At 71.8% G+C, this 12,575-nt stretch carries 11 protein-coding genes and 2 tRNA genes; 4 read left to right on the plus strand and 9 right to left on the minus strand.

Annotated elements, in window-relative coordinates:
* Positions 1-7: 7 nt before the first annotated feature.
* From AC0IVP_RS05245 to AC0IVP_RS05265, 5 genes are all read right to left on the minus strand, one after another.
* Complete coding sequence (locus AC0IVP_RS05245; RefSeq protein WP_200939145.1) at positions 8-862, minus strand: ABC transporter ATP-binding protein; 855 nt, start codon at positions 860-862, stop codon at positions 8-10.
* The gene (locus AC0IVP_RS05250) at positions 859-1,905 is read right to left on the minus strand and encodes an ABC transporter ATP-binding protein (protein WP_056299424.1); all 1,047 of its coding nucleotides are present in this window, start codon (positions 1,903-1,905) and stop codon (positions 859-861) included. Before AC0IVP_RS05250 ends, AC0IVP_RS05245 begins: the two co-directional genes overlap by 4 nt.
* Positions 1,895-2,911 (minus strand): branched-chain amino acid ABC transporter permease, encoded by a 1,017-nt coding sequence (locus tag AC0IVP_RS05255; RefSeq protein ID WP_056299427.1) that lies wholly within the window; start codon positions 2,909-2,911, stop codon positions 1,895-1,897. The genes AC0IVP_RS05250 and AC0IVP_RS05255 overlap by 11 nt, the downstream gene beginning before the upstream one ends.
* A 4-nt stretch (positions 2,912-2,915) precedes the next feature.
* The gene (locus AC0IVP_RS05260) at positions 2,916-4,163 is read right to left on the minus strand and encodes a branched-chain amino acid ABC transporter permease (RefSeq protein ID WP_056299431.1); all 1,248 of its coding nucleotides are present in this window, start codon (positions 4,161-4,163) and stop codon (positions 2,916-2,918) included.
* Between the two features lie 373 nt (positions 4,164-4,536).
* The gene (locus AC0IVP_RS05265; protein ID WP_056299435.1) at positions 4,537-4,938 is read right to left on the minus strand and encodes a PaaI family thioesterase; all 402 of its coding nucleotides are present in this window, start codon (positions 4,936-4,938) and stop codon (positions 4,537-4,539) included.
* Between the two features lie 94 nt (positions 4,939-5,032).
* On the opposite strand from AC0IVP_RS05265, the gene polA reads away from it, so the two are divergent.
* The gene (gene polA / locus AC0IVP_RS05270; RefSeq protein WP_471755069.1) at positions 5,033-7,786 is read left to right on the plus strand and encodes a DNA polymerase I; all 2,754 of its coding nucleotides are present in this window, start codon (positions 5,033-5,035) and stop codon (positions 7,784-7,786) included.
* Positions 7,787-7,828: 42 nt separating this feature from the next.
* Here polA and AC0IVP_RS05275 read toward each other — a convergent pair whose 3' ends face one another.
* Positions 7,829-8,683: a class I SAM-dependent methyltransferase gene (locus AC0IVP_RS05275; protein WP_471755071.1), complete on the minus strand. Its 855-nt coding sequence runs from the start codon at positions 8,681-8,683 to the stop codon at positions 7,829-7,831.
* Positions 8,684-8,882: 199 nt separating this feature from the next.
* Between AC0IVP_RS05275 and rpsA the strand changes: the two genes are divergently transcribed.
* Both rpsA and AC0IVP_RS05285 read left to right on the plus strand, forming a co-directional pair.
* Complete coding sequence (gene rpsA / locus AC0IVP_RS05280) at positions 8,883-10,382, plus strand: 30S ribosomal protein S1 (RefSeq protein ID WP_471755073.1); 1,500 nt, start codon at positions 8,883-8,885, stop codon at positions 10,380-10,382.
* Between the two features lie 248 nt (positions 10,383-10,630).
* The gene (locus tag AC0IVP_RS05285) at positions 10,631-11,086 is read left to right on the plus strand and encodes a hypothetical protein (protein WP_471755075.1); all 456 of its coding nucleotides are present in this window, start codon (positions 10,631-10,633) and stop codon (positions 11,084-11,086) included.
* Between the two features lie 99 nt (positions 11,087-11,185).
* Here AC0IVP_RS05285 and AC0IVP_RS05290 read toward each other — a convergent pair whose 3' ends face one another.
* Positions 11,186-11,455: a hypothetical protein gene (locus AC0IVP_RS05290; protein WP_056299451.1), complete on the minus strand. Its 270-nt coding sequence runs from the start codon at positions 11,453-11,455 to the stop codon at positions 11,186-11,188.
* 235 nt (positions 11,456-11,690) lie between these two features.
* Here AC0IVP_RS05290 and coaE point away from each other — a divergent pair, with 235 nt between their 5' ends.
* Positions 11,691-12,284: a dephospho-CoA kinase gene (gene coaE / locus AC0IVP_RS05295; protein ID WP_471755077.1), complete on the plus strand. Its 594-nt coding sequence runs from the start codon at positions 11,691-11,693 to the stop codon at positions 12,282-12,284.
* 74 nt (positions 12,285-12,358) lie between these two features.
* On the opposite strand, the gene AC0IVP_RS05300 is transcribed toward coaE, so the two are convergent.
* A tRNA-Val gene (locus AC0IVP_RS05300) sits at positions 12,359-12,430 on the minus strand.
* 52 nt (positions 12,431-12,482) lie between these two features.
* Positions 12,483-12,553 (minus strand) — tRNA-Cys (locus AC0IVP_RS05305).
* Positions 12,554-12,575 lie beyond the last annotated feature (22 nt).

Consider the following 12,575-nt stretch of genomic DNA (forward strand, 5'->3'; position numbering starts at 1 on the left):
GTGCTCCCTACTGGGCCTTGGCCAACGTCCCCAGGTAGAGCTCGATGACCTTGGGGTCGTTCATCAGCGACTTGCCGGTGTCGGTGTAGGCGTTGCGGCCCTGGTCGAGCACGTAGCCGCGGTCGCAGATCTGCAGGCACCGGCGGGCGTTCTGCTCGACCATGATGATCGAGACGCCGGTGGCGTTGATCCGCCGACAGCGGATGAACACCTCGTCCTGGTAGGCGGGGGACAGACCGGCCGAGGGCTCGTCGAGCAACAGCACCGACGGGTCCATCATCAGCGCCCGGCCCATGGCCACCATCTGCCGCTCGCCGCCCGACAGCGACCCGGCCTTGCCCTTGCGCCGCTCACCGAGCAGCGGGAACAGGTCGATGACGTAGTCGAAGCGGTCCTTGAACGTCTTCGGGCGCAGGTACACGCCCATCTGCATGTTCTCCTCGATGGTCAGCGCGGGGAACACGTTGTTGTTCTGCGGCACGTACCCCACGCCCAGCTGCACCAGCTTGTGCGCCGGGGCCGAGGTGATGGTCTCCCCGCGCAGCGTCACCGCACCCGAGCGGACCGGGATGAGCCCGAAGAGGGTCTTCAGCAGCGTCGACTTCCCGGCCCCGTTGGGGCCGATGATGCCGACCAGCTCGCCGTCCTGCAGGTAGAAGTCGCAGCCCCGCAGGATGTTGACCCCCGGCACGTAACCGGCGACCAGGTCGTCGGCCCGGACCAGGGCGCCCTCCGCGAGCTTGAGGTGCTCCTCGCGGGTGGCGGCCTTCTCGGCCGGGGACAGCTCGGCGGCCGAGGACGCGGTGTCGGCGCGGGTGAGGTCCTCGCCGGTCTCGTCGACCTCGAACAGCGGCTCGCTCATCGCTTCTCCGTCCCGTCGCTGGTGATCGTCTCGGCCCGGCCGGACCCGCCGGGCACGCCCTCCTCGCGGGCGATGGCCGCCTCCGCCTCGGCGAGGACGCGGTCCTCCTCCTCGTTGGTCAGCGGCGCGTCGTGGTGGGCGCCGAGGTAGGCGTCGACCACGTCCTTGTTCTGGCTGATGGACTCCGGCGGGCCCTCGGCGATGACCTTGCCGGCGGCCATGACGACGACCCAGTCGCTGATGTCGCGGACGACGTCCATGTCGTGCTCGACGAAGACGACGGTCATGCCCTCCTCACGGAGGTCCTTGACGTGGCCCAGCAGGGACTGGGTCAGCGCCGGGTTCACCCCGGCCATCGGCTCGTCGAGCATGACGACCTTGGGGTCGCTCATCAGGGCCCGGGCCATCTCCAGCAGCTTGCGCTGGCCACCGGAGAGCACGCCGGCGAACTCGTCCTTCTTGGCGTCGAGCTTGAACCGCTGGAGCAGGTCCATGGCCTTCTCGGTGTTCGCCCTCTCCTGCGAGCGCCAGGTCCCGGGGACCAGCGCCTTGAGAAAGGACTCACCGGCCTGGCCCTGCGCACCCAGCAGCATGTTCTGCAGCACGGTGAGCCGGGACAGCGCCTTGGTCAGCTGGAAGGTGCGCACCACGCCGAGTCGGGCGACCTGGTGCGGGGACAGCCGGCCCAGGGACTTGCCGTCGAAGGTCCAGGTGCCGGTGTTGGGCTGGTCGAACCCGGTGAGCAGGTTGAACAGCGTGGTCTTGCCGGCACCGTTGGGCCCGATCAACCCGGTGATGCCACCGCGCTGGATCTCCAGGTGGTCCACCGAGACGGCGGTGAGTCCACCGAAGGTGCGGGTGACGCCGTCGACGACCAGGGCCGGGTCGGGCTTGGCGACGCCGACCTCCCAGGGGAGGTCCCTGAGGGCCGCCTGGGCCAGCCGGGCCGGAGCGGCCCGGCCGGCCGGCGCCGTGCCGGTGGAGGTGGCGGTGGGGGTGCTGGACGCCGCGTGGGCGCCGGTGGGCTGCGGGTCAGCGGGCATCGAGCAGAACCTCTCGTCGATCACCGAAGATGCCCTGCGGCCGGAAGATCATCAGGAGCATGATGCCGATCCCGATGATGATGAACCGGGCGAAGGCGACGTCGGTGGCGTCGAACACGTCGTCGAGCTGGAAGAGGCCGAAGAACGAGACCCCGTTGCCGATCAGGGCCGACAGGCCGCTGTCGGAGAACGCGATGATGAACCACAGCAGCATGGCGCCGACCACGGGGCCGAGCACGCGGGCCGCACCACCGAGGATGAGCGCCCCGTAGGCCAGGAACGTGTTGGCGTTCTGGTACTGGTCGGGCTGCACGGAACCGGTGCCCAGCGCGTAGACCATGCCGCCGAGTGCACCGAAGACGCCGCCCAGGACCAGGGACTGCATCTTGTAGGAGTAGACGTTCTTGCCCAGCGCGCGGGCGGCGTCCTCGTCCTCGCGGATGGCCTTGAGCACGCGGCCCCACGGGCTGCGCATCAGGGCGAAGATGAGCAGCGAGCCGAGCACCACCAGCGTCCAGCCGACGGTGACCGTCCACAGCTCCACGCCGCTCCAGCGGGTGCCGAGGATGTCGTAGCGGCCGGCGGGCGACCACGGGGACAGGTCCAGGAAGCCGGTGTTGAACGCCGAGATGCCCTGGGTGCCACCGGTGACCGGGGTGGAGGACACCGACCGGAAGAGCAGCCTGAGCGCCTCGGCCGCGGCGATCGTGACGATCGCCAGGTAGTCCGCCCGCAGGCGCAGCGTGGGCAGGCCCAGGAGCAGGGCCAGCACGACGGCGGCGACCAGCCCGATGAGGACGCCGACGAAGAACGGCAGCCCCCACTGGGTGACCGAGATGGCGATGCCGAAGCCGCCGACCATCGCGAAGGCGATCTGACCGAAGTTGAGCAGGCCGGTGTACCCGAAGTGCAGGTTCAGGCCCATGGCGAGCAGCGCGAAGAAGACCGCCTGGTAGGCGAACATCGACCGCACGCCGAGGGAGAGGGCGTCGAGGAACTCGTTCATGAGATCAACCGATCCTGGCCCGGCTGCCCAGGATTCCCTGGGGCCGCACGATGAGGATGACGATGAGCAGGAGCAGTCCGCCGACGTACTTCATGTCGTTGGGGATGACCAGCGTCGACATCTGGATGAACACACCGACGATCACGCTGCCGAGCAGGGCGCCGTAGGCGGTGCCCAGACCGCCCAGGGTGACCCCGGCGAACATCAGCAGGAGCAGGCGGAAGCCCATGTCCCACTGCACCTGGTCCGACAGGCCCAGGAGCACGCCGCCCAGGGCTGCGAGGGCGCCACCGGCCATCCACACGACCAGGATGACCCGGTTGACGTCGATGCCGGAGGAGGCCGCCAGGTCGCGGTTGTCGGCGACGGCACGCATGGCCTTGCCGATCCGCGAGCGCTGCAGCATGAGCGCGACACCGACGAGGACGACCAGCGCGATCACGATGCTGTAGAGGTCGCGGTCGGTGATCGCGAACGCACCGAAGTCCCGGGCGCGCTGGGACTGGTAGTCGGTGTAGGCGTTGGAACGCCCGCCGTAGACCGTCTGGATCAGGTAGCGCAGGGCCAGCGAGAGCCCGATGGAGACCACCAGCGCTGCGACCAGGCCGGTGCCGCGCTTGCGCAGCGGCCGCCAGAGCGCAAGCTCGTTCAGCGCGCCGACCGCGGCACCGACGAGCACCGCGACCACCGCCGCGGCGACGAGCGGGACCCCGGTGGCGTTGATGAAGAAGGCGACGACGGCGCCGATGGTGACAAGCTCGCCGTGCGCGAAGTTGGTCAGCCCGGTGGTGCCGAAGATCAGCGACAGACCGACCGCGGCCAGCGCGATCAGCAGGCCGAAGCGGAGGCCGTCGACGAAGAGCTGGACGGCGAGGATGCGGCCGCTGCCGCGCTCCTCCCCGTCGGTGAGGGCGAAGGTGACGGGGAGGCGGCGGTTCTCCTCGACCGTGACGTCACGGGAGGCGCCGTCCCCGGCCGTGACGCCCTCGGGGAGGGCGTCCTCGTCGATGGTGACGGTGTAGTCGCCGGCGCCGTCGGGGAGGTCGATGGCGAAGCGGCCGGCGTCGTCGGTCTCGACGGAGTCCACCTCGTCGCCGCCGGCCGTGGTGACCGTGACCTCGACACCGGCGATGGGGCCGGTCGATCCGGTGGTCAGCGTGCCGCGGACCTGCTCGCCGGCGGCCTGGGCCGTGCCGCTGGGCAGCAGCGCCGCGAAGACCATCGCGAACGAGGCCAGCAGAAGCGCCAGCACCAGGGGACGTCGGGCGCTCGACCACCTGCCGGAGGACGTCCGGTGCGGGCGTGGTCCGGTCCGGGACGCGCCCGGCGGGCCCGTCCGGTCACCGTGCACGAGGGCACGGTGGGGTGCGTGCGTCACTCGACCTCCTGGGCCGTCTGGTGGGGCAGCCCGACCCCTGGGTTCGCCAGGTGGACAGCAGGCCGCCGTTGGTTGAACGGCGCGGACAGTAACCCACGGTTGTTGCGGTTCTGGGTCGCCCGGGACGGTCCGTGACCCAACCGCGACCCGGGGAGCCCGCTGAGAGCCCGGTCGCAGTCGGGGCGAAACGGACGAGCTCAGAGGTGACCTGGGTCTCCCCGTGCACGTCAGGGGCGTGTGCGGCGCCTCACGGGGTCTTCACGAGGCAGGTCAGTCGGGCGCTCGCCGTCGGGCGGCCCTGGTCGTCGCTGACCTCGACCAGGAAGGTGGCCAGCGTGCGGCCGCGACGGACCGGTGTGCAGACGGCGGTGACGACGCCCTCGGTGGCCGCGCGCAGGTAGGAGGCGTTCAGCTCGATCCCGACGACCTGTCGTCCCGGTCCCGCGTGCAGGGCCGCGGCCCACGAGCCGACCGACTCGACCAGGGCGCAGGTCGCCCCGCCGTGCAGCAGGCCGAAGGGCTGCTCGTTGCCGGCCACCGGCATGGTGGCCACCATCCGGTCGGGGTCGAAGTCGGTGATGACGATGCCCAGCTTGGCGTCCAGACCGGTCAGCTCGGCGGGGGCCCAGTCCGGGCGCGGTGTGCTCACGTCGGCACGGTAGCCACCGCGCCACGCGGGCCCGGTGTCCGCGCCGTCGCCGGGGACTGGGGACCGTCGTACCCCCGCCCTAGGATCGGACCCGATGTCCGCTCCGGTCTCCGCCCTCGCGTCCCAGCCCACCGACAGCACCCCCGACGGCTCGCAGCCGCGGCCCCGGTTGCTGCTGCTCGACGGCCACTCGCTGGCCTACCGGGCCTTCTTCGCGCTGCCGGTGGAGAACTTCTCGACCACCACCGGGCAGCCCACGAACGCCGTGTACGGGTTCACCTCGATGCTGATCAACGTCCTGCGCGACGAGGCGCCCAGTCACCTGGCGGTCGCCTTCGACGTCGGCCGCAAGACGTTCCGCAGCGAGATCTTCGCCGGGTACAAGGCCAACCGGAGCGAGAGCCCGACCGACTTCCGGGGCCAGGTCAGCCTGATCCAGGAGGTGCTGGCGGCCCTGCACGTGCCGGTGCTGACCGCCGAGGGCTTCGAGGCCGACGACGTCATCGCCACCTTGACCGTGCAGGCCGTCGAGTCCGGCATGGACGTGCTCATCTGCACCGGCGACCGGGACGCCCTGCAGCTGGTCAACGAGCACGTGACGGTGCTCTACCCCCGCAAGGGCGTCTCCGACCTCACCCGCTTCACCCCGGAGGCGGTCGAGGAGAAGTACGGCCTCACCCCCACGCAGTACCCGGACTTCGCCGCACTGCGCGGCGACCCCTCGGACAACCTGCCCGGCATCCCCAGCGTCGGGGAGAAGACCGCGGCCAAGTGGGTGCGGGAGTACGGCTCGCTGGACGCGCTCGTCGACCAGGTGGACACCGTCAAGGGCAAGGTCGGGGAGAAGCTGCGCGAGCACCTGTCCTCGGTGATGCAGAACCGCCGGCTCACCGAGCTGGACCGCGCGGTCGCACTCGAGCTGCACCCCACCGACCTGGCCGTGCAGCCCTGGGACCGGGCCGAGGTGCACACGCTCTTCGACAACCTGCAGTTCCGGGTGCTCCGCGACCGGCTCTTCGCCACCCTCACCAGCGCCGAGCCCGAGGTGGACGGCGGCATCGACGTCACCGTCGACGACCTGGTGCCCGGTGGTCTGGGGGAGTGGCTGGACGCGCACACCCGTACCGGGCACACCGGCATCGTCTTCCGCGGTACCTGGGGGCGGGGCACCGGCGAGCTCACCGGCATCGCGCTGGCTGCCGCCGACGACCACACCGTCTTCGTCGACCTGGGCCCCGACCTCGACGTCGCCGATGAGCAGTCGCTGGCCGCCTGGCTGTCCGACGCCTCGGCCACCAAGGTCGTGCACGAGGTCAAGGGCCCGCTGCTGGCCGTCTGGGCCCGGGGCTGGGACCTGGCCGGCGAGGTCAGCGACACCGCCCTGGCGGCCTACCTGGCGCTGCCGGGGCAGCGGTCCTTCGACCTGGGCGACCTCGCGGTGCGCTACCTGCGCCGCGAGCTGACCGAGGCCGCGCCGGCCGAGCAGCAGCTGAGCCTGGAGGGCATGGGTCCCGGCGAGGACGACGTGGCCCGCGAGGCCGCCGTCGCCGACGCCCGCAAGGCCGTCGCGGTCAACGACCTCTCCGACGCCCTCGAGCAGGTGCTCGGCCAGCGTGGCGGGGACCGGCTGCTGGGCGGGCTGGAGCTCCCGCTGACCCGGGTGCTGGCGCGTATGGAGCAGCGCGGCATCGCCGCGGACCTGGACCTGCTGCACGACCTGCAGTCGGAGTTCGCCGCCGCCGTCGCCGAGGCCGCGGCCGACGCCTACGAGGCCATCGGCGGCCAGGAGATCAACCTGGGTTCCCCGAAGCAGCTGCAGGCGGTGCTGTTCGACCAGCTCGGTCTGCCCAAGACCAAGAAGAACAAGACCGGCTACACCACCGACGCCGATGCACTGCAGTCACTGCAGGCAGCCGCGCCGCACCCGTTCCTGGAGGCGCTGCTGCGACACCGCGACGTCACCCGGCTGCGGACGGTCATCGACGGCCTGATCCCGATGGTCGACGACGCCGGGCGCATCCACACGACGTTCCAGCAGACGATCGCGGCCACCGGGCGGCTGTCCTCCACCGACCCGAACCTGCAGAACATCCCGATCCGCAGCGCCGAGGGCCGCCGAATCCGGCAGGCCTTCGTCGTCGGCGCCGGCCACGAGTCCCTGATGACCGCGGACTACAGCCAGATCGAGATGCGGATCATGGCCCACCTCTCCGAGGACGCCGGGCTCATCGAGGCGTTCACGTCGGGGGAGGACCTGCACACCTTCGTCGCCGCCCGGGCCTTCGACATCCCGATCGAGCAGGTCGACCCCGAGATGCGCCGCCGGATCAAGGCGATGAGCTACGGCCTGGCCTACGGGTTGAGCGCCTACGGGCTCTCCGGGCAGCTGAAGATCACGCCCGAGGAGGCCCGGGTGCAGATGAACGCCTACTTCGAGCGCTTCGGCGGCATCCGGGACTACCTGGACGGGGTCGTCGAGGACGCCCGGCAGACCGGGTACACCGAGACCACCATGGGCCGCCGCCGCTACCTGCCCGACCTGACCAGCGACAACAAGCAGCGCCGGGACATGGCCGAGCGGATGGCGCTCAACGCCCCGATCCAGGGGTCGGCGGCCGACGTCATCAAGGTGGCGATGCTGCGGGTCGAGCACGCCATCGCCGAGCGCGGGCTGTCCTCCCGGATGGTGCTGCAGGTGCACGACGAGCTCGTCCTGGAGGTCGCACCCGGTGAGCGGGACCAGCTCGAGGAGCTGGTCCGGGCCGAGATGGCCGGAGCTGCGGAGCTGTCGGTGGCCCTCGACGTGTCGGTCGGCGTCGGCCAGAGCTGGGACGCTGCCGCCCACTGACGAGCCACGAGCAGACCCTCGACCTGACCCTCGACCTGAGGGTCAGGTGGGGACGTCGCAGACGAGCACGAGCGTCCCGGGGACCAGCGCTCCCCGGGCCGCCGACCACTGGCCCCAGGTCTCGGTGCGCCCCGGCGTCCACTCGGGCTCCAGCAGGTCGGTGAGCACGAACCCGGCGGCGACGACGTCGCGGACCCAGTCGCCGACCGTCCGGTGGTGCTCGACGTAGACGACGGTGTCCTCGCCGTCGGTCTCCACGTACGGCGTCCGGTCGAAGTAGGAGCCCACGACCGTCAGGTCGGCCGGGTCGGGGGAGTCGGGGAAGGGCCAGCGCAGCGGGTGGTTCACCGATGCCACGAACCGGCCCCCCGGGCGGAGCACCCGGCGCACCTCGGCCAGGGCGCCCCGCGCGTCGGCCACGAACGGCAGACCGCCGAACGCCGAGCAGGCCAGGTCGACGCTGGCGTCGAGCAGCGGCAGGGCCCCCACGTCGGCTTGCACCAGGGTCGGCGCGAGGCCGGTGCTGACCGCCAGCTCACGGGCCCGCGCCAGCATCCCGGCGGACAGGTCGAGGGCCACGACCTCTGCTCCGGCGGCGACCAGCCAGCGCGCGCACGGCGCGGACCCGCAGCCGACCTCCAGCACCCGGCGTCCGGCGACGTCACCGAGCAGCTGTGCCTGCGACTCGCGCAGGCCCTCCGGGCACCAGAGGAAGTCGCTGTCGCCCAGGTCGGCGCCGTGCTCGGCCAGGTAGGCCGGGGCGGCGGCGTCCCACCAGCCGCGGTTGGCGCGCACCGACGTGGTCTCGTCGACGTCGCGCCGCTCCACGCCGCCGGCCAGCGGGTAGCCGTCGGAGGCCAGCGGGAGCGGCTGCTGCGGAGGGCCGGCGGGGGACATCCGCGCATGGTGGCACGCAGGGGCCCGACCCTTGGTGGACCGCCCCGGAGCGGGTACGTACGATGGTGGGAGCGCCAGGGGTCTGTGGTGCGCCGCCCCTCCCCGGGCCGCACGCCCGACCACTCCCGCGGAACTCCCCGGCCACGCGGCCGGGATCGTCCCTGTCCCTCCACACCCCCCGTCCGGAGCACTCGACCACATGACCTCCACCCAGGTCCGTCCCGACAGCACCACCCCTCAGGTCGCGATCAACGACATCGGCACCGCTGAGGACTTCCTCGCCGCCATCGACCAGACGATCAAGTACTTCAACGACGGCGACATCGTCGAAGGCATCATCGTCAAGGTCGACCGCGACGAGGTGCTGCTGGACATCGGCTACAAGACCGAGGGCGTCATCCCCTCGCGTGAGCTGTCCATCAAGCACGACGTCGACCCCAACGAGGTCGTCAGCGTCGGCGACGAGGTGGAAGCCCTCGTCCTCCAGAAGGAGGACAAGGAAGGCCGTCTGATCCTGTCCAAGAAGCGCGCTCAGTACGAGCGCGCCTGGGGCACGATCGAGGCCAAGAAGGAAGCGGACGAGGTCGTCACCGGCACCGTCATCGAGGTCGTCAAGGGCGGCCTGATCCTCGACATCGGCCTGCGCGGGTTCCTCCCCGCCTCGCTGGTCGAGATGCGTCGCGTCCGCGACCTGCAGCCCTACGTGGGCCGCGAGCTCGAGGCCAAGATCATCGAGCTGGACAAGAACCGCAACAACGTGGTCCTGTCCCGCCGCCAGTGGCTGGAGCAGACCCAGTCCGAGGTGCGCAGCGAGTTCCTCAACAAGCTCGCCAAGGGCCAGGTCCGCACGGGTCAGGTCTCCTCGATCGTCAACTTCGGTGCCTTCGTGGACCTGGGCGGCGTCGACGGCCTGGTGCACGTCTCCGAGCTGTCCTGGAAGCACATCGACCACCCGTCCGAGGTCGTCGAGGTGGGCCAGGAGGTCACCGTCGAGGTCCTCGACGTCGACCTGGACCGTGAGCGGGTCTCCCTGTCGCTGAAGGCGACGCAGGAGGACCCGTGGCGTCAGTTCGCCCGGACCCACCAGATCGGGCAGGTCGTGCCCGGCAAGGTCACCAAGCTCGTCCCCTTCGGTGCGTTCGTGCGCGTCGACGAGGGCATCGAGGGCCTGGTGCACATCTCCGAGCTGGCCGAGCGCCACGTCGAGATCCCGGAGCAGGTCGCGCAGGTCGGCGACGAGATCCTCGTCAAGGTCATCGACATCGACCTCGACCGTCGTCGCATCTCGCTGTCGCTGAAGCAGGCCAACGAAGGCGTCATCGCCGAGGACGACCAGTTCGACCCGGCCGCCTACGGCATGGCCGCGTCGTACGACGAGCAGGGGAACTACGTGTACCCCGAGGGCTTCGACTCCGACACCGGCGAGTGGCGCGAGGGCTTCGACACCCAGCGCGAGGAGTGGGAGCGTCAGTACGCCGAGGCCCAGGCCCGGTTCGAGGCGCACCAGAAGCAGATCACGGCGGCCCGCGAGGCCGACGCCGAGGCGGCTGCCGGTGGCAGCTACTCCAGCGACGCCCCGGCGTCGTCGGAGTCCTCCTCGGGCCCGGCTGCCAGCACCGGTTCCTCCTCCGGTGGCGGCACGCTGGCCTCCGACGAGGCACTGGCCGCGCTGCGGGCCAAGCTCGCCGGCGGCGAGTGACCCGCTGAGGCCGATCGCCTGCTGATCGCATGACCGTGCGCCGTCCACCCCACCGGGTGGGCGGCGCACTGTCGTGCGTGGGGCTGGTGGGTCTGCTGGGCCTCGCGGGGTGCGCGCTCCCCAGGGGCGGGGCACCGCCCGCAGCGGCCACCACGAGCACCACCCCGGCACCCACGACGGCGACCACCACGCCGGCCCCGGTCTTTGTCGTCCCCGGGGCGTGCGCGCAGCTGCTGACGGTGGGGCAGGTGGCCGACGGCCTCGGCGTCCGGCTGCCGGGGACGACCACGTACGTGGTCGGGGAGCCGCAGCCCGACATCGGCCGGACCGCCCGCATCACCTGCGGGTACGGGGTCGCGCCGGCCACGGACACCGCGGGTGCCAGCGACCCGCTGCTGGAGGTGACCGTCTTCGTGTACGACGGTCCCGCGGCGGCCGCCGAGCGTGTCGAGGTGCTGGTGGCCAACCAGGAGCAGCAGGGCGTGCGGGCCGATCCCGCCGTCGTGCCCGGCGCCGACGCGGTGCTGCTCAGCGGCCCGGCGGACACCACGCTGGTCGCGACCGTCGCCGAGCGCACCTACGCGTTGACCCTGCTGCCCGGTCTGCTGGACGCCCCGGGCACCCAGGCGGCCCTGCAGACGCTGGCCGCGGTGGCGATCGCCGCCGGCGATCCGGCGGACGGGTCCGCAGCGGCGACCGGCTGAGCCGAGCCGGGACAGCACCAGGACCCCGGGGGCCGCAGGGCCCTCGGGGTCGTCATCGGCGCAGGCGCGCCGTCCGCCCACGTGGGGCGGACGGACCGGTCAGAGGCTGAGGATGATGGCGAACGCCGAGCGGGGTCGCCCGCCGGCGTTGGTCAGGAAGTCCCAGGTGTGGCGGCCCGAGGGCACTGAGGGGAACAGCGAGCGGAAGAAGGTCGCGGCAGAGCTGCGGGGCGTGAGGCCCTCCAGCCGTGCCCGGACGGCGGGCAGCTCCGAGCACCGCACCCCGCTGGGGGCGTCGAGCCGGTGACGGCCGGGCCCGCGGCGCCGGACGGCGGCCGAGGACGCCTCGGCGGTCGTGTGTCGGGACATGTCGTGCCCACCTCTCTGCGTCGGCGCCCTCGCGGTCGGGGGAAGTCGAGGTGCCGGTGCTGAAGTTAAGTCCTGTGACGGGTGGGACTCGTGCGACGCGCCGGTGTGACAGGTGCGCCCCGGTCATCGACACCTGTTCGTGACCTGGTGGCGCTGGATTCCGGGGTCGGACACGGCCCGGGGGTCTGCCCCCGCAGTCGCGGCGGCAGGTGCACGGGTGTGCCAGGGTCGGGGCATGCTGCGGATCGGGTTGACCGGCGGGATCGGCTCCGGGAAGTCCACGGTGGCCCGGCTCCTCGTGGAACGGGGGGCCGTCCTGGTGGACGCCGACTCGATCGCCCGCGAGGTGGTGGAGCCGGGGACCCCGGGCCTGGCTGCGGTGGTGGAGGCGTTCGGGGCGGACGTCCTGACCGCGGAGGGCGCGCTGGACCGCCCGGCGCTGGCGGCGGTGGTCTTCGGTGACGCGGGGGAGCGTGCGCGCCTGGACGGGATCGTGCACCCCCTGGTGCGGGCTCGGGCCGCTGAACTGGTCGCTGCGGCCCCGGCGGACGCCGTGGTGGTCCAGGACGTGCCGCTGCTGGTGGAGACCGGACAGGCGGGGTCCTACGACCTCGTGCTGGTCGTCGCGACCGATGTCGAGACCCGGGTCCGGCGACTGCTCGGGCGGGGGCTGTCCGAGGCTGATGCCCGGGCGCGGATCGCCAGCCAGGCGACCGACGAGGAACGGGCCGCGGTGGCCGACGTGGTGCTGTCCAACGACGGGGACGAGCAGCAGCTGGCGGTGCAGGTCGCCCGGTTCTGGGACGAGCGGGTCCCGTCGACGCGCTGACCGGCAGCGCCGACACGACGACGGCCTGGACACGACGAAGGCCCCGGAGCGGCTGCTCCGGGGCCTTCGGTCGGTGGGCGATACTGGGATCGAACCAGTGACCTCTTCCGTGTCAGGGAAGCGCGCTACCGCTGCGCCAATCGCCCGTGCTGTGGTGCTCGGTCCCCGTCCCGCCTCGAGCGAGCCCGGGGGCCGTCGAGGTGGAGACGGGATTTGAACCCGTGTAGACGGCTTTGCAGGCCGTTGCCTCGCCTCTCGGCCACTCCACCGCACACGAGCGCCGGTCTTTCG

The organism is Klenkia sp. AC732, assembly GCF_979256525.1.

Coding starts and splice junctions, on each gene's coding strand:
- AC0IVP_RS05245 (WP_200939145.1), bottom strand. CDS start 862: ATGAGCGAGCCGCTGTTCGAGGTCGACGAGACCGGCGAGGACCTCACC.
- AC0IVP_RS05250 (WP_056299424.1), bottom strand. CDS start 1,905: ATGCCCGCTGACCCGCAGCCCACCGGCGCCCACGCGGCGTCCAGCACC.
- AC0IVP_RS05255 (WP_056299427.1), bottom strand. CDS start 2,911: ATGAACGAGTTCCTCGACGCCCTCTCCCTCGGCGTGCGGTCGATGTTC.
- polA (WP_471755069.1), top strand. CDS start 5,033: ATGTCCGCTCCGGTCTCCGCCCTCGCGTCCCAGCCCACCGACAGCACC.
- AC0IVP_RS05275 (WP_471755071.1), bottom strand. CDS start 8,683: ATGTCCCCCGCCGGCCCTCCGCAGCAGCCGCTCCCGCTGGCCTCCGAC.
- rpsA (WP_471755073.1), top strand. CDS start 8,883: ATGACCTCCACCCAGGTCCGTCCCGACAGCACCACCCCTCAGGTCGCG.
- AC0IVP_RS05290 (WP_056299451.1), bottom strand. CDS start 11,455: ATGTCCCGACACACGACCGCCGAGGCGTCCTCGGCCGCCGTCCGGCGC.
- coaE (WP_471755077.1), top strand. CDS start 11,691: ATGCTGCGGATCGGGTTGACCGGCGGGATCGGCTCCGGGAAGTCCACG.